The organism is Colwellia sp. MB3u-8 (assembly GCF_014076985.1).
In the GTDB taxonomy this organism is placed as follows: Bacteria; Pseudomonadota; Gammaproteobacteria; order Enterobacterales; family Alteromonadaceae; genus Cognaticolwellia.
Map to the genome: position 1 here is coordinate 1 of NZ_JACGVA010000063.1, position 21,734 is coordinate 21,734.

Genomic DNA, 21,734 nt, shown 5'->3' on the forward strand with positions numbered 1-21,734 from the left:
GCTATCAGCTATCAGCTATCAGCTATCAGCTATCAGCTATCAGTTAGTAGAAAATAGCGATAAGTGTAGTTGCTTTTTTTGTAGGTTCTTTGTTGGACTTTAGTCCATCATCTTGATTTAGCGACATAATTAGCATGATAATCCATCATGCTAACTGCCTATTCGACAGCATAAACGCGAACCCACAACGAGCACTGATGCATAGGTAATTCACGTCATACCGTTTCAAACACAAAGCGAGTTTGGCTATAAAAAGGCTGGTCTGGTCGCACTATGGTGTTGTTTATATTAGCGCCATTAATACGGGTAGCTAAGTTTTGTGGTTCAAAACAAAATGCAGCATGTTGTTGATAAACCCAGTGTTCTTTACCTGTTTGGCTGCCATCAATATAATTAGCTGTGTATAAAATCAAGCAAGGTTGAGCGCTATACATAGTTAATTGCCTGCCAGAGTTAGGTTCAAATGCTCTTGCTGCAAATATTTCACCACTGATAACATTATCATTGCTTAACCAATAATTATCGTACCCTTTAGCGATAATCACTTGTTCGTCGTTTGAATTAATATTTTTACCTAAAGCGGATAACTGACTGAAGTCGTGCGCGCTATTTAGCACGGCTCTAATTTCACCTGTTGGGTAAATATTTTCATTCATAGGTAAAAAATAATCAGCATTTATTTGAATCTGGTGCTGATAGATATCACCAGATTTATGCCCAGCGAGGTTGAAATAGCTATGCTGAGTTAGGTTAATTACGGTAGTTTTATCGGTATTGGCAAAGTATTCAACGGTTAGTTCGTTGCGACAATTAAGGCTATATTTTACTGTGAACTCGACATTACCTGGAAAACCGTTATCACCATCAGGACTCGTATGTTGCAGTATTAAGCTGACTTTTTCAGCTGAACTTTCAGTGGTTGCCTGCCAGAGTTTTTTGTTTAGCGCTTTGTGACCACCATGAAGCTGATTGTCATTATTATTGATATCAAGCTGATAAGTTTTATCGTCAATAGACAAGAGTCCTTGATCTATCCTACCGGCATAACGCCCGATAATAGCACCTAAATAATAAGGGTCATTTTCATAAGCTTTAATGTCGTCATAACCCAAGACAATATCGTTTGAAACAGCATTTTTATCTAAGGTTTCCAAAGCAACAATAATGCCGCCGTAATTACTGATTTTTACTCGAACACCGTGAGTATTTGATAAGGTAAAAAGTGTTGCGCTTTCGCCATTACTTAAAGTGCCAAAGGCGCGTTGAGTAATACTTAGGCGGTTAATTTTGGGCTGGCTTGGCATGCTTTATACCACTATCAAAAATAATAAGAAGACTATAGCAAATATTTTTATGGCTTTACTAGCGCTACAAAATTATCTCAAGGAATAAATACAAACAACAGTGAGTTATATACCCGTAATCAATGACGATGCAGGTTTTATGACGGTCTAAAAAATCAGCTACTGCGTTGTGTTCAATCCCAATAGCGAGCTATTACTCAATCACACGCCTTGTATCTTACATTTTATCCTCGCCCTAAATTCCAGCACTTTCAATGGTCACGGGTATAAGCCAACTGTTGTTTGGCTAGAGACTTAATGGCTGCGATTAGCGGCTATATGGGCTAATGAAATTAAGGCTTGTTTGTATGCTGACTCAGGCAGTATGGCAATCGCATTAATGGCTTTATCTGCTTCTTGCTCGGCTTTATCTTGGGTATAGACTAAAGCGCCAGTTTGTTTCATGGCGGCGAGTATATCGTCTAAATGCTCCATACCATCGCCATGCTCAATTGCGTTGCGGATCATACTTTTTTGTTGTTCATTGCCATGTGCCATAGCGTATAAAAGTGGCAGGGTAGGCTTACCTTCAGCGAGATCATCGCCAACATTTTTGCCCATGGCTTGTGCATCAGCGGTATAATCCATAATGTCGTCAACAAGCTGAAAGGCAGTACCTAAATGTTTACCATAATTTAGCATGGCGGTTTCTGTTGCTTGATCTTGTTTGGCAATGACGGCAGCAAGTCGCGTGGCGGCTTCAAATAATTTAGCTGTTTTGCAGTAAATAACCTTCATGTAGCTATCTTCTGTGGTGTCGGGGTCATTACAATTCATTAATTGCAGCACTTCACCTTCAGCAATGATATTGGTTGCATCGGATAAAATATCCATGATGTTTAAATTACGTAACTCACTCATCATTTGAAATGAGCGAGAATACAAAAAATCACCTACCAACACGCTAGCACTGTTACCAAACATAGCATTGGCGGTTTCACGGCCTCGGCGCATATTTGACTCATCTACAACGTCGTCATGTAGCAGGGTTGAGGTATGGATAAACTCAACTATTGCTGCAAGTTGTAAATGCTCATGGCCTTGATAGCCAATAGCTCTTGCCGCTAATACCGTGAGTAGGGGACGCATACGCTTACCACCACCATTAATAATATAAACGCCTAATTGATTAATCAGCGCAACATCAGAATGAAGTTTTGAAAAGATAAGATCGTTGACAGCTGTCATGTCTTGTTGAGCCAAAGCTTGGATATTTTTGATATTCATAGAACGTAACAAGTTACCTTAGATGTACTTTAGTGTTAGAATACTAGTAATTTCACGGGGTAATTTTACACGAAATTCATGACGATAGAAGTTTTCCGAGTGATAAGTTTTTAGTTTAGTAAAAATAACAATAAATCATCATTTTTATGCTTGCTCTCACTGATTTCTTCGCGTAGAATTCGCGCCCTATAATTTTAAATTTAAGCGTCATCCATAGATGATGACGCAGTACGGAGTAGCTATGTACGCGGTATTCCAAAGCGGTGGTAAACAGCATCGTGTAACTGAAGGCCAAACAGTTCGTTTAGAGAAGATTGAACTTGAAATTGGTGCTGCAGTAGAATTCGAAAACGTTTTAATGATCGCCGATGGCGAGAGCATCAATGTAGGCGCGCCTTACATTGCTGGTGGTAAAGTTGTTGCTGAGGTTGTAAACCAAGGTCGCGCTGACAAAGTTAAAATTGTTAAATTTAAACGTCGTAAGCATTCACGTAAAGAAGCGGGCCATCGTCAATGGTTCACTGAAGTGAAAATTACTGGCATTAACGGCTAACTAGGAGCGATTTACAATGGCACATAAGAAAGCTGCGGGTAGTACACGTAACGGTCGTGATTCAGAAGCTAAACGCCTAGGTGTTAAGCGTTTTGGCGGCGAAGCCGTTTCAGCGGGTAACATTATTGTTCGTCAACGTGGTACTCGTTTCCACGCTGGTAGCAACATGGGTATCGGTAAAGACCACACTCTATTTGCTTTATCTGATGGTAGAGTACAATTTGAAGTTAAAGGTCCTAAAAACCGCAAGTTTGTAAGTATTGTTGCTGAGTAGTAATACGCAAACTTATAAAGCCCTGCTTTTACGCAGGGTTTTTTTTTGCAGGTAATTTATAGTAATTCGTTACAAATTGTATAAAAAATGACATTTTTCAAAACTATTTGAAATAAATCATTTATAATGTGTAGCAGAAAATAAAATTTTGGAGTGTTTTAAAACACCATGAAATTCGTAGATGAAGTAGAAATTCGCGTAGAGGCCGGAGACGGTGGCAATGGTTTAGCCAGTTTTCGTAAAGAAAAATTTATTGAGTTCGGTGGACCAAACGGCGGCGACGGCGGTGATGGTGGTGACGTTTACTTAATTGCTGATGAAAGCTGGAATACGCTAATCGATTACCGTTTTGAAAAATTTCATCGCGCGAAACGTGGTGAAAATGGCAGAAGCCGTGACTGTACCGGTAGAGGCTCAGAAGACTTGTACTTAAAAGTTCCTATAGGTACACGTGCTGCAGATATTGATACCGGTGAGCAACTCGGTGATCTAACTCACCATGACCAAGCGCTACTGGTAGCAAAAGGCGGTTGGCATGGTTTGGGTAATACACGTTTTAAAAGTAGTACCAATCGTGCACCACGTCAGAAAACTGATGGTACCCCAGGCGAAATTCGCAACTTAAGACTTGAGTTGTTGTTGCTTGCCGATGTTGGTTTACTCGGTTTACCAAACGCAGGTAAGTCTACTTTAATTCGCAGTGTTTCGGCCGCGAAGCCAAAAGTAGCAGACTACCCGTTTACTACTCTAGTACCTAATTTAGGCGTTGTGCGCTTAGACCCTCAACGTAGCTTCGTTATTGCCGATATTCCAGGCTTAATTGAAGGTGCTGCTGACGGCGCAGGTTTAGGTACACAGTTTCTAAAACACTTAGAACGTTGTCGTATTTTATTGCATGTGGTTGATGTCATGCCAGTTGATTGCTCAGACCCATTAGAGAATGCAAAAACTATTATTGGCGAATTAGAAACACATTCTTCAGAGCTTGCTGGCAAACCACGCTGGTTAGTCTTCAACAAGTTAGACTTGTTACTTGAAGAAGAAGCAAAAGAAATTACTGAGCGGGTTATTGAAGGCTTAGGCTGGACAGGTGAAGTTCGTAGTATTTCAGCCGTTAATCGCACCGGTACTGACGATTTGTGTCAAGGTGTCATGGGCTTTATTGAAGCCTTGCCACCAGAAGAAGAAGCTGCACCTGTTGATGGTAAAACTGTTGAGTTTAAATGGGATACCTATCACGAAGATACTATTGCAGAACTCGAAGATGATCTTGATGATGAAGATTGGGACGAAGACGATTACGATGTAGAAGTTGAATATCGTAAGTAATTCTTGATCTAAACTGAGTTCAGTTTAAGCCTTAACCATAGGCTTAAACGCCAAAGCAAATGTTAAAAGGTGGCTTATTTTAGCTGATAAGCCACCAGTCTTACCAAATAAATTCCACATACCCCATATATCCCGTTAAAATTTAACCTGAGCAAATAGGGCAATTAGCTTGCTTTTTTAGGGTGAATTGCTGCCATGAATTATGTAAACCATCAAAAATATTCAATTGATTTGTGGCGACTGCATGGCCAGTTAAAAACTTAATGGCTTGTAATGCTTGCATACCACCAATAATAGCCAGTACTGGGCCTAATATGCCGAGGGTTTGGCAATTGTTTTCTGGCGGCTTCTTATTGGCAGGAAATAAACATTGATAACATGCGCTGTCAGCTATGTTTGGATTAACAAACATATGTTGTCCGTCAAAGCCTGTTGCGGCGCCAATAATTAAAGGTTTTTTATGTTCAATACACTTTTGATTAATTAAATAACGGCTGTTTATCTTGTCGGTGCAGTCAAGTACTAAATCAACCAGTGGCAGATAGTAATCAGCCAGTTCTGCATCGAGCATCTCATCGAGCACTTCAATGTTGGTAGCGCTATTAAGCTGTTGCAACTTTTCTGCACTCGTGTCGGCTTTATTTTGGCCAATATCTGTTTCGGTAAACAATATTTGGCGGTGCAGGTTGCTAAGTTCAATATTGTCGCCATCGGCTAAGTAAATATTACCGACACCGGCGGCATTTAAATACAGACTAGCAGGGTTACCTAAACCACCGACACCGATAATTAACACACTGGCCTTCTTAAGCGCTTGTTGACCTTGTTCGCCCATATTTTTTAACATGGTTTGACGGCTAAAACGTATTTTTTCTTGGTTACTAAGCATTGGCTGTTGGCTCCGTAAAATAATAACTATGTACGGCATTGGCTTTAAATTGAATATACACCTTTGACTGTGTGGTTAGCGCCATACGTTTTGCTGACCATAAACTTATTTGGGCGTAAAACTCTTGCTCGTTAGTTTTTAATGTCACTAACGCATTGGTTTTGTTGTATTGTATAACGCTAATGCTTGCCGGTAGGTGATTTACAATCGAGCTGTGCTCGGGTTTGGTTTTACTGATGCTAATATCGCGAGCATAAATAATACAAGGTAACTGCTGAGAAATTAAGCGCTGACTATTGCTTTGTTCTAGTATGGGCAAGTAGATATTATGGTTTTTGCTTGTGCTCTTTGTTGCCGGTAGTGTCAGTCGGGTTAGGCCGTAATCAGGTAAATGTTCAGCGATAGTTAATGACAAACTGGTTTTAGGGCTAGTTTCACCGCGACTGTTTAGCTGGTGGATCGCTTGGTGAATAGGGGCTACTTGGGTTATTTTTCCTGCTGAAACTACCACCAATTGATCGGCGATATATTGTAACTCACTTAAACTGTGACTGACATAAAGCATAGGCAGCTGAAGCTGTTGTTGAATAGCTTTTAATATCGTCAACATTTGTGATTTAGTGCTTTTATCTAAGGCACTGAAAGGCTCGTCCAATAATAATAATTTAGGCTCGGCTAATAGCGCCCTAGCAATCGATACCCTTTGTTTTTCACCACCAGACAGCAGCGTGACATTTTGATGCTGTAGTTGATTTAATTGTGTTAACGCCAGTACTTTTTCAATGGTCAGTTGCCGGTTGGTTTGGCGTTTTGCGCCATAAGCTAAGTTTTGGTAAACACTTAAGTGTGGAAATAAACGACTGTCTTGAAAAACTAGCCCAATTTGCCTTTTCTCAGCTTTAATAAAACCCTTGTTGTCGCTATCTTGTAGCACTGTGCCATTTAATGATATTTGGCCTTTTGCTCGCGGTTCAAGGCCAGCGATAACGCGTAGTAAGCTTGATTTTCCTGAGCCAGAATCTCCATAAATACCGGTAATCGCTGAAATGCTAATGTTTTGTTTAATGCTTATTTCAAGATGACTAAACGCCAATTTAAACGCCAAGGTTAATGTAGGGGGGGCAGCACTTTTGGGCTGGTCAACGGCTAGCTGTTCTTCACTCATTTCGCTTGAGTTATTTGAGTTATTTATGCGGCTCATAGCTTCACAGCCCCTTGCTGTTTTTTATTGAAGTTATTACCCAATAAATAAACCAAAGACAAGAGTATTAATGAGGCAATTAATAATCCAGCCGAGAGCAGGTGGGCGTTAGCGTAATTAAAGGCTTCAACATGATCGAATAAAGCGATAGAGAGTACCCGGGTTTCGCCAGGAATATTACCGCCAATCATCAGCACCACGCCAAATTCACCTACGGTATGCGCAAAACCTAATGCGGTTGCCGTAATAAAGCTGGCCTTAGTTAACGGCAGTACCACACTAAAAAAACGATCTATTGGGCCAGCACCCAGCATAGCTGCTGCCTCAAGGTGGTGATCACCTAGCTGTTCAAAAGCTTTTTGTAAGGGTTGTACGACAAAGGGCAGTGAATAGAGTACTGAGCCTATAACAATAGCGCTAAAACTAAAGGCGAGCTGGCTGCCCGTAGCACTTTGCCATAACTGCCCTGGTAAGGAGGTGGGTGAAAAGGCTAGCAGTAAGTAAAAGCCTAATACGGTGGGCGGTAATACTAAGGGTAAAGCCACCACGGCCTCAAAAAAAACTTTGAATCGACTTTGCCACTTTGCTAAATACCACGCCATTGGCGTACCTATTATGAGCAAGATAACCGTAGTCACCGCCGCCATTTTCAAGGTGGTGATAAGCGCGAGTAAGTCGGCTGAAATATCAGTCATATTGTGCATTGACCTGGTTATTTTTTTCTATCAATGGTATTGATTTTATCGGTAAATAACCGAGTTGGACTAATTTCTCTTGGTTATTTTCCTGTAAAATAAAATCACTGATTTGCTGTGATAATTTGACTTGTTGGCTAGATTTAATAATCACTAATTGCTGGGCAATGGGCTGATAATATTTAGGCGGAATAATGATCCCCTGATATTTATTCATGGCTAATTGGCTGTACGCCACAATGCCAAACGGCACAGCTTGACTACGAACTTGTTGAAAGGTTTGGTTGATATTCATGCCGGTGATTAAATTGTTTTTAACCTGCGGCCAGAGCGATAATTTTGTTAACGCCTGTTGAGCAGCCTTGCCATAGGGAGCGGTATCTGGATTGGCAATAGCTAACTTACCGGAATAATGATTAAGCTCACTTAAGCCAGATAATGCTTGAGTAGCTGACCACAAAGCAATTTGCCCGTAGGCATAAGTTTTGCGACTGTCAGCTATTATTAGTTTTTCTTGTTCGAGTAATTCAGGTCGTGTTGAATCAGCAGATAAAAACAAATCAAAGGGTGCGCCGTGTTTTATTTGCAGATATAAGGTACCGGTCGCTGCGCTGATTATTTGAACGTCAATAGCGTCTTTTTTGGGTTGGTTAGCCAGTAATATTTTAAGGGCAGGCGCAAAGTTTGCGGATACCGCGATGCGTAAGGGCTTAGCCTGTTTTGGTTTGTCGAGTGCACAAGCATAGCTGGCTTGTAAGGCCAGCCAAATAACGCATAGCGAGAGTAACTTTTGTCTTAACTTTTGTATTAGCTTTGGCATAAACTTTTGCATAAGTGCTATCGATAAAGCTGATGCTATGTAAACTTTAGGTGCGGCACAAAGTTACAGGGGCGATGACCAGCATCCAGTTGCTCAACAATTAATTTGTCCCAAGCCGTTTTACAAGCGTTGGTTGAACCGGGTACAGATAGAATGACTGTGCTATTCGCCATGCCACCAAAGGCACGAGATTGAATGGTTGAAGTGCCAATCTCAGCTAAAGAAATCGTTCTAAATACTTCACCAAAACCTTCAATGTCTTTGTCAAATAAAGGTAATAACGCTTCTGGTGTATTGTCTCTTGCGGTAAAACCCGTGCCGCCAGTAGTCAATATTACCTGTATAGCGTCGTCAGCGATCCATTGAGAAACTACAGCGCGTAGTTGGTAAACATCGTCTTTTGAAATTGCTTTAGCGGCTAAGGTATGGCCTGCTGCTTGTAATCGTTCAACGAGTGCCTGGCCCGAGGTGTCGTTGTGCTCTTCTCGGGTATCTGAAACAGTTAATACGGCGATATTTAATGGCACGAAGTCATCGCCACAATGAATAGAAGATTTGCTAGACATGAGATTTCCTTTGCAAAGATAATAAATGTTGCGCCTGTTGCCATTGCTCAGGCGTATTGGTGTTAAATAAACATTTGCTGTTTTTTGGTGTAACCACCTTATGCGGAATTTGTGCTAATAAACTGCGCACAGAAGGCCCAGTTAAATTTCGCTTACTGGCTGCTTGATCCGCACTGACGTGTTCATGACTAAAGCTTGCTTTTGACTTTAGTTGTGAATGCGGCTTGGTTAAAAGTTGTTGAAAAAACTGTTCAACAAAGGCATTAACCGGTAAATACAAGGGCAAGTAATTATCAGTAAAGTAGCATGCTTGGTTACTCAATTCGCCTACTTGCTTTAATGTTGCAAGTTCTACCGAGGTCATTAAAGGTAAATCTACCGGTAAAATTAATAGTGCTTGGGGTTTAAATTGTTTGATAATACTTTGAATACCACCAAGTGGGCCGAGGTTTGCAACGAGATCATCAATTCCTTGTTCACCACCACTCACCAGTACTTGTGAACTGCCGGCAGCTTTGAGTAAAGACATGCTATAACTGAGCATGTCTTGTTTTTCCCGTTGCAAGCTGGCTTTATCTTGTCCCATACGGGAAGATTTACCGCCAGCTAAAACCACCCCTAAACAGGGTTGAAATAAAGTATTTTTCACTGGCATTAACCGCCCAACATAGCTAAGTTTTTCGTTGCACCAGTCAGCTTCTCATGTAAAAAATGCGTTTGCTTTTTATCAGTCAACATATGGGTGATAGCCTCTTTTAAAGGCTCAACATCATCACTTTTCAAATAGTCTTTCAACGACAAACCTTGTTCAGTAAATAAACATAAATGCAATTTACCTATGGCACTTATTCGTAAGCGATTACAGGTATTACAAAAATCTTTAGAGTAAGGCATGATCAAGCCAATTTTACCTGCATAGTCAGGGTGATAAAACTCTTGTGCTGGTCCTGCCGCCTTGTCATTAATAACCGGTAACCAGCCATCTAAAATCAAATTTTGTTTTATCCGCGAGCCTTGAACGTGCTGAGCATCAAAAAATTCTTTGTTATCACCCGTTTGCATTAATTCAATAAAGCGTAAGGTAATGGGGGTGTCTTTTAACCAGGCTAAATAACTGGCGATGTCGTAGCCATTATATTCACGCATTAATACGGTATTAACTTTAACATCTATATTGCCAGCCGCCACTGCCATATCAATACCTTTGAGGATATGTTTAAGCTTGTCGTGGCCAGTAATAGCATGGAATTGTCTTGGGTCTAAAGTATCAATACTGATATTTATAGCATCAATGCCGGCATCTATCCAAGCAGGCAAATGTTCAGGAAGTTTGTAACCATTGCTGGTAATAGCAACCTTTTTAATGCCAGGCGTTTGCTTACATCGTGCAATAATTTCAGGTAAGTCTTTACGTAAAGAGGGCTCACCACCGGTAATACGGATTTTTTCCGTACCCATAGCAGAAAACGCCGAAGCTAAGCGGGTTATTTCAGGCAGTGTAAGAAATTTTCTATCGTTATCACATTGATAGCCATTGGGTAAACAATAGTCGCAGCTAAAATTGCATACGTCAGTGATTGATAGGCGCAAGTAGTAAAACTTGCGACCGAAGTTGTCTGTTAACATGTCACCTTTCCAATGTCGGGAGGTAAACAAGTTTCCTTGTTAACCCTGGCAAACTCAAAATTAAAATTAAATTTGGTTTACGGCTAAAACAGCATGTTAGTTGCACAGCAACTAATTTAGCTAAGATAGCTCGGCGAAAAAAAATAATATTTTATATCATCTATCTAAATATTTTATATCATCCACTTATAAGCATAGTATGATTGCGATCACTATAACAGACAAAGACCTTTGTTATAGTAAATGACATTCAATAATATAATTATTATTTAAAAATTAGATAACTCGTACCATTTGATTAAATAAGTGCTCTACTTGGTATAAAATCAAATGTTGCTTAATCGCGCTGTTTTAATGCGCTTAGTTAAAGCTAGAGATATAAAACACAATATAAGTTGGAAGAGTTTATTATGCTTGATTGTTATTCTGCACCCGGATTAATGCCCTTTGAACAAGCACTAGCAACCATGCTAGCGGCTATTACCCCGATTACTGACCTTGAAAATATTAGCTTAGCTGCAAGCTTAGGTAGGGTTTTATCAACAGATATAACTAGCCCAATTAATGTGCCACCGCATAATAATTCTGCTATGGATGGTTATGCTTTTGCCTATGCTAGTTTGGCCAAGCAAGCGAGCTTGAGTTTAGCTGGTCGCTCTATGGCCGGGCAGCCTTTTGCAGGGATTTGTGGTGCAGGTGAATGTATTCGTATTATGACGGGCGCTAAAATGCCTGCTGGTTGTGATAGCGTAGAAATGCAAGAAAATTGCCAAGTAGTAGGCGAGAGCGTTAAATTTTTAGGCCAGAGTAAATTGGCTGACAATGTACGCTACGCCGGTGAAGATATTAAGCAAGACCAACTCGTTTTTACCCAAGGTCGGCGTTTGTCTGCTATTGATATTGGTGTATTAGCTTCTCTTGGTATTAACGAATTAACTGTATTTCGCCAGCTTAATGTCGCGTTAATTGCCACAGGTGATGAGCTAAAAGCATTAGGCGAGCCCTTAGGCAGTGGTGATATTTTTGAAAGTAACAGTTATGCGCTAGCGGCAATGTTAAAGAACTTAAACGTTAATGTCATTAATTTTGGCGTTATTGCTGATGATGAAGATGCGATAAGATCGGCGTTTATTCAAGCGGATGCCCAAGCTGACGCTGTGATTTCCTCTGGCGGTGTGTCGGTAGGTGAGGCAGATTATACTAAACTCGTGCTTGAACAAATTGGTGAAATTGCCTTTTGGAAAATAGCGATGAAACCCGGTAAGCCCTTTGCCTTTGGTAAATTGCCGAACAGTGTATTTTTTGGCTTACCGGGGAACCCAGTTTCCGCCATGGTAACCGCGGACCTTTTAGCCATGCCAGCGCTGATTAAATTACAAAATTGTCACTCAACACCGGCAATCACCTTAAAAGCAAAAACTATCACTGATTTAAAAAAGTCACCCGGGCGCATGGACTTTCAGCGCGGTGTTCTCTCTTATGACCACACAGGTGAGTTAATGGTCAATAGCACAGGCAGTCAAGGCTCCGGCATTTTAACCAGTATCTCGTCGGCCAATTGTTATATTGTTTTACCTGCTGAACAAGGTCGAGTGCCGGCGGGAGAAGTAGTCAATGTTCGCTTGTTTGAGCGCTACTTTGCGTCATAATTTATACCAAGTAGCACTCAAAAAAACCTACAAGGGATAAAAGTGTCACAAACTATTTACTTTATTCCCGGTACTATGTGCGATCAGCATTTGTGGTTGCCTGTATGGCAGCTGCTACAAGAGCAATGTCATGAAGATCACCGATTAATTTCTTTGGTGATCCCCCATACCGGTTGTATGGACGAAGTGGTGAGTGCTTTGTCAGACAAAATCGTTGCACATAAGGCGATATTAGTCGGTTTTTCATTAGGCGGTTATATTGCTAGCGCCATAGCGTTAAAGCTCGACAATAAACTTAAACACTTACTGATAGTGTCTAATTTTCCGAAAAATTTACCCATAGCAGAAATTAAGCAACGTCAACGTACTACTGATGGGATAAGCAAGCGCGGTTATTGTGGTATTCCAGATAAGCGTATTGATGACTTATTACACCCAGAGATTAAGCAACTTAATCGACAAGGTTATCAAGATATAAAGCAAGTTATCGTCGCTATGGACCGCAAATTGGGGGTTGATGTCTTATTGCATCAACTCAGGGTTTCTATGCATAGGCCCAACTTAATACCTTGTTTAACTCGATTATCCTTACCTATTACCTTGCTGATTGGCGATGCGGATAACTTAGTTGATCTTGCTTCATTAAAACAAGAGCTGCACGGCGCGAGTCATATTGTGTTAAAAGAAATCCCCCATACTGGCCACATGTTACCATTAGAATCACCGCAAGCTTTTGCCACCATGCTAATGCATTTGTTGGCTAGTTAATGCTACTTTTTGTCAGCTGCAAAGTGGTTAATAATTTAATTGCCTAAAGCTGTGTTTGCCTGAGCGAAAGCGTGTAAAATAGCGGCAATTATTTTTTACCTTAGGACTTTACGTTGAGCGACAGCAAATTTTCATCACTTAGCTTGCAACCGGCACTTTTAGAAAACCTTTCATCAATGGGTTACCATGAGATGACAGAAATACAAGCGAAAAGCCTACCAGCTATTTTAGCGGGACAAGATGTTATTGCCCAAGGTAAAACCGGCTCTGGCAAAACAGCCGCATTTGGTCTTGGCCTTTTGAATAAACTACAAGTTAAAAAGTTTAGAATTCAAACCTTAGTCCTTTGTCCAACACGCGAATTAGCCGACCAAGTAGCGAAAGAAATTAGAAAGCTAGCAAGAGCTGTGCATAACATTAAAGTGCTAACGTTATGTGGTGGTACACCGTTTGGCCCGCAAGTGGGTTCATTGGAGCATGGCGCACATATTATTGTTGGCACGCCAGGGCGAATCGAAGATCACTTAGGCCGTGGCACCTTGTCATTAGAGCATGTTGACACCTTAGTTTTAGATGAAGCCGACCGTATGCTTGATATGGGTTTTCAAGCGGCTTTAGATAACATTGTGGCTAAAATGCCTCAGCAAAGACAAACCTTATTGTTCAGCGCTACGTTTGCACAACAGATTCAAAAAATAGCCAATAGCTATTTGCAAACACCGGCTGTGATAAAAGTAGAATCAAGCCATGAAAGTAGCACTATTTCACAGCATTTTTATCAGGTAGAAAATGATGAAGATCGCCTAATGGCGATTCGTTTACTGCTGTTAACTCATCAGCCTGAGTCGAGCGTCATATTTTGTAATACCAAAGTAGAAACGCAGAGTGTGGCTAATAAATTGGCGGCTTATGGTTTTGGTGTTGTCGCCCTACATGGTGATTTAGAGCAAAGAGACCGAGATCAAACCTTAGTACGTTTTTCGAACAAAAGTGCCTCAATACTGGTGGCGACTGACGTTGCCGCTCGTGGCTTAGATATTGAAGCGCTTGATGCGGTATTTAATTATCATATTGCCCACGACAGTGAAGTTCATATTCATCGTATTGGTCGCACCGGTCGTGCAGGCAGCACGGGTTATGCCTTTTCTTTATTTAATAAAAAAGACAGCTATAAAATTGGCCTGTTAGAAGATTACTTAGAGCGCAGCATTGAAGGCGAAGAATTGCCCAGTAGTGATGCTTTAGAGCGCAGTATATTTACGCCAAAAATGACGACAATACAAATCGACGGCGGTAAAAAGCAAAAAGTGCGACCAGGCGATATCGTCGGTGCATTGACTGGTGAAAATGGCATAACCTTTGAGCAAGTGGGTAAAATCCAACTAGGCGCAAATTGGGCCTATGTCGCTGTAGATAAAATGGTGATTAGAAAAGCGTTAAATAAATTAACCCATGGTAAGTTAAAAGGCCGCACTTTTAGGGTTAAAGAATTAAAATAAGACTGCTCCCCTAAACATACCTAGGTGACTAACCAGGTACTCAGTGGCAAATTTGAGTATCTGGTTAGTCACCAAACTACCATTTCTAAAGCATAGCTCCTAGTGCCACCACTTAAGTGTCATCACTTCAAATTCACCTTGATTTTTGATATCGAGCTTTACACCTGTTGACCTTGTGATAAATATTAACGCATAGTAAGGTCATATATCGTACGATAGGCACGATGAAAATAGTGCGGGTTAATAATAGCCTTTGGTAATTTAAAGTAATCAGGGTATGATGCTGTTAATATATACAGTTGTTGCTAGTGTGGTGCTGGTATATGCATGACTTTACTGCATCATAGCAATGAGTCGAGTTTGGTAAATAGTTAAATAATAGTTAATTAAGGGATAATAATGGCAGTTGAAAGTCGATATGTCGTCATAAGAAAAGCTGTAGAGGTAGAAACATTCATGGATAAAAGAGCCGCAGATGAATACGACAAAATGCTTGATATTGCAGATGGTTTATCTGAAATTTTTGAACAAGCACCGGTCGAGCTTTCAGAAAGTATCCGTGAAGAACTGAGTGTTTATTTAGCGCAAAACCGTGAAGACGTACTTGTTGCGTTACAGGCAAAAAAAGTTAAAGTCGTCAGTAAAAAATCCGCTGGCAGCAGTCAAAAAAAGACTAAAGACACAGTAGAATTAGCTAATGACACTGTTGAAGATGATAGTGTTAAACCCGCAAATGCACCAGTGAAAAAGTCTAAAGCAGCTGGCGTTAAAGCGAGTAGTAAAGCTAAATCTGACGCCGCTTAGCACCGGCTTCAATACCGGTAGGCGTGAAAGTAACTTATGAATAACTTTGCTCTTCTGCACCAAAGTTTACTAAGTCATCATATGGCCATCATATGACAGTGTTGTTTATCGCAAGTTGACTAATAAAGACATCCACTTAACTTGATATAAGTCGATGTCTTAGGGTAGCGTTTTGGAATATCAGCTGATACGTAGTTCGCGCCGAAAGACTATTGCGTTACAAGTCAGTAACGCAATAGTTATTGTTAGAGCGCCAAGGTTTGTTAAAACAACTTATGTTGAGCAGCTTATACAAGCTAAATTGCAGTGGTTGCAGCAAAAGGTGGCCGAGCAAACAGAAAATAGAGTGCTGAGCCCCCATTTTACGCTGCAATTTTCTGATGAAACGCTAGGTAAGCATCCAAGCCTATATATTGATGGTTTGCCTCATAGCGTACTTATTGATTTTGGTCAGCAAAATGTTGTGCACAATAAGTTAGCACAAAGTTTAACCGTTGTGCTTAACCCTCGCTATAAACTCCAGGCTCTAAACTCAGTTATTGTTAGCGCAAAAATAAAATCGCAAATCGAATCTTGGTTTAAAGCCTGTGTTGAAGACTACATTGAGCATAATCTTGTGATTTTTTCACAACAAATGTCGCTGCATGCCTCGTCATTTAAAGTGAGAAAATATAAAGCACGTTGGGGTAGTTGTAATAGCCGTGGCGAATTGAGTTTTAATTATTTATTGAAAATGCTGCCTACTTGGGTGATTGACTACGTCATTATTCATGAACTGTCTCATTTAGAACACATGAATCACTCGACAAAATTTTGGCAATTAGTTGCCGAGCATTATCCAGAATATCAAAGTGCCAAGCGTTGGGTGCAGAAACACCAAGCCTATCTACAGTGGTCGTAGTCGTTTAAATACCGCACTGTGGAGACTGTGTTTTTTTTCGACTGTGGGATTCTGCTTTAGTAATCTTGGCAAAAAATCAAATTATTGCTGAGGGTGTTTTTCTGTTTTTGCTGAGCAGGGAGAAAATACTTTGAGTGTAAATTATCGCGTGTTAAGCCATTGTAAAGTCAGTTTTTGTGTCGCCCACAAAAACAGTATTGGCGCCTTGAAGGCTTGATGAGTCGTCTAAGATGACCTTTCTTAAGCACAAAAAGGTCAGTGCTAATCACAGGTGCTTAATTAAAAACAGAACTGTTAGATGAATATTTTATAAAAATATTCAATCCACCTCACTTTTATACATATATTAGTTTTTTTTATTCATAAAAATCAGTTGACAGAAAAACCCTTATCAGGCACTTTATAGCCTATGAATATTCTACTTAGCCGAATTATTATTATTATCACTACCACCCTCACCGGAATGGTGGTCATCGGCTAACGTGTAGAATTTGTCAATTTTATAAAGCCCGTGACCTATAAGGTTACGGGCTTTTTTTGTTTTAGGGTTTAGGAGTAAAAATGCGTGTATTAAAATTTGGTGGTTCCTCTTTGGCTTCAGGTCAACGCTTTATTGAAGTGGCAAATATCATCAAAAATAAAAGTAAGTCTTCTAGTCTTGCTATTGTTGTCTCTGCGCCTCAGGGCGTCACTAATCATCTTGTAGCGATGGCAGAGAATATTTCCAATGAAGAAAAGTTGCAAAGTGACTTACTGCATTTTAAACAGGCAATTGAAAATATTATTAACGACTTATCGGCAACAGTGCCCAGTTTTTGCCCGCTACATAGCGAGCAAGTACTAGCAACTTGGGAACACCAGTTAAGTCGATATTTGCATGGCGCAACCTTACTGTCATTTTGTCCTGAACACATACGTGCGCGTATTATCAGTATTGGTGAGCGCTTAAGTGTGGCCTTGTTGCAATCGGTACTGTCAGTTGACGCCATTGAAGTCAGTATTATTGAACCCGAAAAATTTTTACGCACTAATGATGTGGCTATGAATGCAGTGGCTGATTTGGTGTTATGTAAAGAAAAATTTCAATATATCTATAACGAACTCAAAACTATTGCGCTTATGCCTGGTTTTATTGGTGTTGACAGCCTTGGTAATATAACCACCTTAGGCCGCAATGGCTCAGACTATTCTGCAGCAGTATTAGCGGTTTGTAGTGACGCCGAGTATTGCGAAATTTGGACTGATGTTGACGGCGTTTATAATGCGGATCCTCGCTTAATCAAAGAAGCGCAATTATTAGATTATTTGTCCTACCAAGAAGCGATGGAGTTGTCTTATTTTGGTGCCAGTGTTTTACACCCTAAAACTATTGGACCGATTGCCCAGTACCATATCCCTTGTTTAATTAAAAATACCGGTAATCCTGACGCGCCAGGCACCTTAATTGCTAATGAAAATGATCAGCAAAAGCGGGTTAAAGCAATTTCAAACCTAGATGACTTAACTATGGTGAATGTTTCCGGCCCTGGTATGAAAGGCATGGTAGGTATGGCAAGTCGAGTTTTTGCTACTATGAGTCGTGAAAATGTTTCTTTAATTTTAATTAGTCAATCTTCAAGCGAATATTGTATTAGTTTTTGTATTTACTCGTCTGATGCCGTTAAAGCAGAGCGAAGTCTACAAGAAGAATTTGAATTGGAATTGTTAAACGGTTTACTAGAGCCGTTATCATTAACCCCTGAAATGTCGATTGTGTCGTTAGTTGGCGATGGTATGAATCATCAGCAAGGTGTGGCGGCAAAATTTTTCGCTTCATTGGCACAAGCCAGAGTCAATGTGGTTGCGATTGCGCAAGACTCGTCAGAGCGTAGTATTTCTGTCGTTATCGAAAGTAGAAAGTGCACTGATGCCATGAAAGTGAGTCATCAAAACTTTTTCTCACACAAAAAATCTATCGATGTATTTTTAGTGGGCTGTGGTGTGGTAGGTAGTGAGTTACTTGCTCAAATAGCGCGCCAACAGGCGAAATTGACCACAGACAATATTTCACTAACAGTCTATGGCTTAGCTAATAGTAAAGGTATGGTATTTAACAGTGAAGGCATCGATGCGGCAAATTGGCAGGAAAACTTAAGTCAACAAGCTATGACGGTGAATGTCGAAAACATTAAAAACTTTGTTCGTCAAAATCATTTAATTAACCCCGTATTAGTTGATTGTACATCTAATGAAGCACTCGCATTGCAATATGTGGATTATTTAGAAGCGGGCTTTAATGTGGTAACGCCCAATAAGAAAGCCAACACCGACTCTTGGCAGTATTATCAAGCACTAAGAACAGCAGCACAAAAAACCAACCGTCGATTTTTATATGAAACAACCGTTGGCGCAGGTTTACCTGTAATTGATACCTTACAAAACTTATTGAAAGCCGGTGATGAACTGGTGCGCTTTGAAGGGGTATTATCAGGCTCTTTATCCTATATATTTGGTAAACTTGATGAGGGCATGACCTTATCTCAAGCAACAAATTTAGCGAAAGAACAAGGCTTTACTGAACCTGATCCGCGCGATGACCTGAGCGGTATGGACGTAGCGCGTAAATTGCTTATTATGGCCAGAGAAGCGGGTATGGCGTTAGAACTAGATGACATTGAAATAGAGCCAGTGTTGGCTAACTCATTTGACGCTAGTGGCGACGTAGCCACCTTTATGAGCAATTTACCCAGCTTAGATCAAGCTTTTGCTGAGCGAATTAATGTCGCAAAAGCTGATGGCAAAGTGCTTAGATACATTGGTAACATCGTTGAAGGGAAATGTCAGGTGACTATCGAAGCTGTCGGTAAAGAACATCCTTTATATAGTGTTAAAGATGGCGAAAACGCTTTAGCGATTCATAGCCGCTATTATCAACCATTACCTTTCGTTTTAAGGGGTTATGGTGCTGGCGCTGCGGTAACCGCTGCCGGTGTTTTTGGTGATTTATTAAGAACATTAGCATGGGAGCAACAAGACTAATGAGCGTTTCAGTATTTGCACCTGCTTCAATTGGCAATGTTAATGTCGGTTTTGATATTTTAGGTTTAGCGGTTAAACCCCTTGATGGCACATTATTGGGTGATGTGGTGACGGTTAGCCCTAGTAATGACGGCGATCAATTAGCGGTTACCGGTGATTTTGCACATAAGTTACCCAGTGATGTTAAGCTAAATATTGTTTGGCAGTGTTTACTCTTGTTTAATAAAGAGTTATTTGCCAGTAAACAGGCGAGTGTTGAAGTAAAAATAAGCTTAGATAAACGCATGCCAGTGGGCAGCGGATTAGGCTCTAGCGCCTGTTCAGTGGTGGCAGCCATTGCCGGCTTAAATGCTTTTTATGAAAAGTACCATCAGTTTAGCTTTTCAAAGAAAGCGCTGTTAAAAATGATGGGAAAGATGGAAGCACAAATTAGTGGTAGCCTTCACTACGACAATGTTGCACCATGTTTTTTAGGCGGTATGCAGCTAATGGTGCCCGACCACGATATTATTGCCCGTAATTTACCGCCATTTCAAGACTGTTATTTTGTTATGGCGTATCCAGGCATTGAAATATCAACCAAAGCGGCAAGAGATATATTACCAGACGCTTATTCTCGTGCTGACTTGATCAGTTTTGGGCAGAATTTAGCCACATTTGTTGATGCTTGTCATCGCGCTGATAAAGCGCAAGCCTTTGCGGTATTAACTGATGTGGTTGCTGAGCCTTATCGAAAATCAATTTTACCTGGCTACAGCGAAGCGGCAAGTTATTTAACACAACAGGGCTGTTTAGCTGTTGGCATTTCTGGCTCAGGCCCAACACTTTTTTGTGTCACAGACAATCTAGCAAAAGCGAGAGAATTTGCTAGCTGGTTAAACAACCATTATTTACAAACATCAGCGACCGGCAGCAGTGAAGGATTTGTTCATATTTGCCAAGCTGATACTCAAGGTGCAGTGAGTTTACCTTAAAGAGCAATAATATCTGTTGCTTTAAACCTCGAGATTAAACCCTATATAGGAATTGAGTGTGAAATTTTATAATTTAAAAGAAAACGATGAACGAGTCAGTTTTTCTGGCGCGGTAAAGCAAGGTTTAGGGCGTAATCAAGGCTTGTTTTTTCCAGAAGAATTACCCCATTTTGATAATATTGAAGCCTTACTTGCGCTGCCGATGATTGAGCGTAGCGTTAAAGTACTTTACCCTTTTGTTAGCGAAGATTTAACCGAAGAGCAGTTAACTGAAATTGTCACTGACGCCTTTAATTTTCCAGCACAAATACAGCCTATTAGTGAAAGTAGAGCCATACTAGAATTATTTCACGGACCGACACTGGCGTTTAAAGATTTTGGTGCTCGCTTTATGGCCAAATGTTTACAAGCGTTTGGTGAAGGTAAAAAAGTCACTATTTTAACCGCAACCTCTGGTGATACTGGCGCTGCAGTAGCACATGCTTTTCACGGTATTGACAACATTGATGTCGTGATCTTATACCCGAAAGGAAAAATAAGTTTATTACAAGAAAAAATGTTTACTACCCTAGGCGGTAATATTCGTACTATTGCGGTAGAAGGCACGTTTGACGACTGTCAGGCGCTTGTTAAACAGTCTTTTGATGATCAAGAGCTTAAAGAGGCTATTGGATTAAATTCAGCTAACTCGATTAATATTAGTCGCTTGTTGGCACAAATTTGCTATTACTTTGAAGCGGTTGCACAACTTTATCGTCAAAAAGGTACAGATGCACTGAGCGATATTGTTTTTGCTATTCCCAGTGGTAATTTTGGTAACCTTACTGCCGGACTTTTTGCTAAAGCCTTAGGTTTACCTATTAAGCGTTTTATTGCTGCCACAAATGCCAATGATACCGTGCCTCGCTATTTAAAAACGGGCGAATGGACACCTCATGAAACGGTAGCAACCATCTCTAATGCTATGGATGTTAGTAACCCCAATAATTGGCCACGTATAGAGCATATGTTAAAAGCGGGATTAGTTGCGCAAGATTGTGTCACTTCAGTATCAATTGATGAAGAGCAAACACAAATGGCGATGATCCAACTGGCTAAACTTGGCTACATCAGTGAACCTCATGCGGCGGTTGCTTATAGAGCGCTGCAATATAATGCCCTTGATACTGAATTTGGTGTGTTTTTGGGTACCGCGCATCCAGCGAAATTTAAAGATATTGTTGAAAGTACCTTAGGACAACCGATAGGCTTACCAAAAGAGCTTGCTGATTGTGCGAGTGAAACTATTCTATCCACCACAAGTTCAACTGACTTTGCTGAACTTAGAGCCTACTTACTCAATTAGTTACTGCGCTCGTTAGCGTAAGATCAGGCTAGTGTTAAAGGGCAGTTTTTACTGCCTTTTATCTACAGGAAGTACGGTGATTTTTTTGTGCCAGAGAAATACTAAGTAGTCTACATCCATGTAAGTAATAACGCGGGTGCATTGACGTACAATAGCGAATAGGTACAGGAAATATGGCAATGCTGTGAGTAAGTCGCTGTGAGGTAAATAAATCTTTACGGTGAGTCATAGTAAATCGGTATTTATCTTATCA

General features: G+C 40.5%; 20 protein-coding genes and 1 riboswitch. Of the genes, 11 read left to right on the forward strand and 9 right to left on the reverse strand.

What is annotated here, in order from left to right; genetic code table 11:
* Positions 1 to 215 precede the first annotated feature (215 nt).
* Together H4J54_RS09680 and ispB are read right to left on the reverse strand one after the other, a co-directional pair.
* Positions 216 to 1,304 (reverse strand): aldose epimerase family protein, encoded by a 1,089-nt coding sequence (locus tag H4J54_RS09680; RefSeq protein ID WP_182190680.1) that lies wholly within the window; start codon positions 1,302 to 1,304, stop codon positions 216 to 218.
* Positions 1,305 to 1,598: 294 nt separating this feature from the next.
* The gene (gene ispB / locus H4J54_RS09685; protein ID WP_182190681.1) at positions 1,599 to 2,570 is read right to left on the reverse strand and encodes an octaprenyl diphosphate synthase; all 972 of its coding nucleotides are present in this window, start codon (positions 2,568 to 2,570) and stop codon (positions 1,599 to 1,601) included.
* A 241-nt stretch (positions 2,571 to 2,811) separates the two neighbouring features.
* On the opposite strand from ispB, the gene rplU reads away from it, so the two are divergent.
* From rplU to cgtA, 3 genes are all read left to right on the forward strand, one after another.
* On the forward strand, positions 2,812 to 3,123 hold the full coding sequence (gene rplU / locus H4J54_RS09690; RefSeq protein WP_077285540.1) for a 50S ribosomal protein L21: 312 nt from the start codon (positions 2,812 to 2,814) through the stop codon (positions 3,121 to 3,123).
* A gap of 16 nt (positions 3,124 to 3,139) precedes the next feature.
* Positions 3,140 to 3,397, forward strand: coding sequence for a 50S ribosomal protein L27 (gene rpmA / locus H4J54_RS09695; RefSeq protein ID WP_182190682.1), 258 nt, complete (start codon positions 3,140 to 3,142; stop codon positions 3,395 to 3,397).
* A gap of 168 nt (positions 3,398 to 3,565) precedes the next feature.
* A complete protein-coding gene (gene cgtA, locus H4J54_RS09700) occupies positions 3,566 to 4,726 on the forward strand; it encodes an Obg family GTPase CgtA (RefSeq protein WP_182190683.1) in 1,161 nt (386 codons plus the stop codon).
* 142 nt (positions 4,727 to 4,868) lie between these two features.
* Here the strand turns inward: cgtA and H4J54_RS09705 are convergent, their stop codons facing one another.
* From H4J54_RS09705 to moaA, 7 genes are all read right to left on the reverse strand, one after another.
* The gene (locus tag H4J54_RS09705; protein ID WP_182190684.1) at positions 4,869 to 5,615 is read right to left on the reverse strand and encodes a HesA/MoeB/ThiF family protein; all 747 of its coding nucleotides are present in this window, start codon (positions 5,613 to 5,615) and stop codon (positions 4,869 to 4,871) included.
* Positions 5,608 to 6,816 carry a molybdenum ABC transporter ATP-binding protein gene (modC, locus tag H4J54_RS09710; protein WP_182190685.1) on the reverse strand — a complete coding sequence of 403 codons (1,209 nt, stop codon included), beginning with the start codon at positions 6,814 to 6,816 and terminating at the stop codon, positions 5,608 to 5,610. Before modC ends, H4J54_RS09705 begins: the two co-directional genes overlap by 8 nt.
* A complete protein-coding gene (gene modB / locus H4J54_RS09715) occupies positions 6,813 to 7,511 on the reverse strand; it encodes a molybdate ABC transporter permease subunit (protein ID WP_182190686.1) in 699 nt (232 codons plus the stop codon). Before modB ends, modC begins: the two co-directional genes overlap by 4 nt.
* Entirely contained in the window at positions 7,504 to 8,331 is an 828-nt protein-coding gene (gene modA / locus H4J54_RS09720; protein WP_182190687.1) for a molybdate ABC transporter substrate-binding protein, read from the reverse strand. The genes modB and modA overlap by 8 nt, the downstream gene beginning before the upstream one ends.
* Before the next feature lie 35 nt (positions 8,332 to 8,366).
* Positions 8,367 to 8,897, reverse strand: a complete 531-nt coding sequence (gene moaB / locus H4J54_RS09725; protein ID WP_182190688.1) for a molybdenum cofactor biosynthesis protein B — start codon at positions 8,895 to 8,897, stop codon at positions 8,367 to 8,369.
* Positions 8,890 to 9,552 (reverse strand): molybdenum cofactor guanylyltransferase, encoded by a 663-nt coding sequence (locus H4J54_RS09730; protein WP_182190689.1) that lies wholly within the window; start codon positions 9,550 to 9,552, stop codon positions 8,890 to 8,892. Before H4J54_RS09730 ends, moaB begins: the two co-directional genes overlap by 8 nt.
* The gene (gene moaA / locus H4J54_RS09735) at positions 9,552 to 10,523 is read right to left on the reverse strand and encodes a GTP 3',8-cyclase MoaA (RefSeq protein WP_182190690.1); all 972 of its coding nucleotides are present in this window, start codon (positions 10,521 to 10,523) and stop codon (positions 9,552 to 9,554) included. The genes H4J54_RS09730 and moaA overlap by 1 nt, the downstream gene beginning before the upstream one ends.
* Positions 10,510 to 10,671: riboswitch (molybdenum cofactor riboswitch) on the reverse strand. It overlaps the preceding gene by 14 nt.
* 262 nt (positions 10,672 to 10,933) lie before the next feature.
* On the opposite strand from moaA, the gene moeA reads away from it, so the two are divergent.
* The 8 genes from moeA to thrC all read left to right on the forward strand — a co-directional run bounded on the left by moeA (position 10,934) and on the right by thrC (position 21,481).
* Positions 10,934 to 12,172, forward strand: coding sequence for a molybdopterin molybdotransferase MoeA (gene moeA / locus H4J54_RS09740; RefSeq protein ID WP_182190691.1), 1,239 nt, complete (start codon positions 10,934 to 10,936; stop codon positions 12,170 to 12,172).
* A gap of 42 nt (positions 12,173 to 12,214) precedes the next feature.
* Positions 12,215 to 12,940 carry an alpha/beta fold hydrolase gene (locus H4J54_RS09745; protein ID WP_182190692.1) on the forward strand — a complete coding sequence of 242 codons (726 nt, stop codon included), beginning with the start codon at positions 12,215 to 12,217 and terminating at the stop codon, positions 12,938 to 12,940.
* 113 nt (positions 12,941 to 13,053) lie between these two features.
* Positions 13,054 to 14,439, forward strand: a complete 1,386-nt coding sequence (dbpA, locus tag H4J54_RS09750; RefSeq protein WP_182190693.1) for an ATP-dependent RNA helicase DbpA — start codon at positions 13,054 to 13,056, stop codon at positions 14,437 to 14,439.
* A 399-nt stretch (positions 14,440 to 14,838) separates the two neighbouring features.
* On the forward strand, positions 14,839 to 15,243 hold the full coding sequence (locus tag H4J54_RS09755; protein ID WP_182190694.1) for a YebG family protein: 405 nt from the start codon (positions 14,839 to 14,841) through the stop codon (positions 15,241 to 15,243).
* A 172-nt stretch (positions 15,244 to 15,415) separates the two neighbouring features.
* The gene (locus H4J54_RS09760; protein WP_182190695.1) at positions 15,416 to 16,144 is read left to right on the forward strand and encodes a M48 family metallopeptidase; all 729 of its coding nucleotides are present in this window, start codon (positions 15,416 to 15,418) and stop codon (positions 16,142 to 16,144) included.
* A gap of 561 nt (positions 16,145 to 16,705) precedes the next feature.
* Positions 16,706 to 19,162, forward strand: a complete 2,457-nt coding sequence (thrA, locus tag H4J54_RS09765) for a bifunctional aspartate kinase/homoserine dehydrogenase I (protein WP_182190696.1) — start codon at positions 16,706 to 16,708, stop codon at positions 19,160 to 19,162.
* Positions 19,162 to 20,136 (forward strand): homoserine kinase, encoded by a 975-nt coding sequence (gene thrB / locus H4J54_RS09770; protein WP_182190697.1) that lies wholly within the window; start codon positions 19,162 to 19,164, stop codon positions 20,134 to 20,136. Before thrA ends, thrB begins: the two co-directional genes overlap by 1 nt.
* A 58-nt stretch (positions 20,137 to 20,194) precedes the next feature.
* Entirely contained in the window at positions 20,195 to 21,481 is a 1,287-nt protein-coding gene (gene thrC, locus H4J54_RS09775; protein WP_182190698.1) for a threonine synthase, read from the forward strand.
* The last annotated feature ends 253 nt before the right edge of the window (positions 21,482 to 21,734 follow it).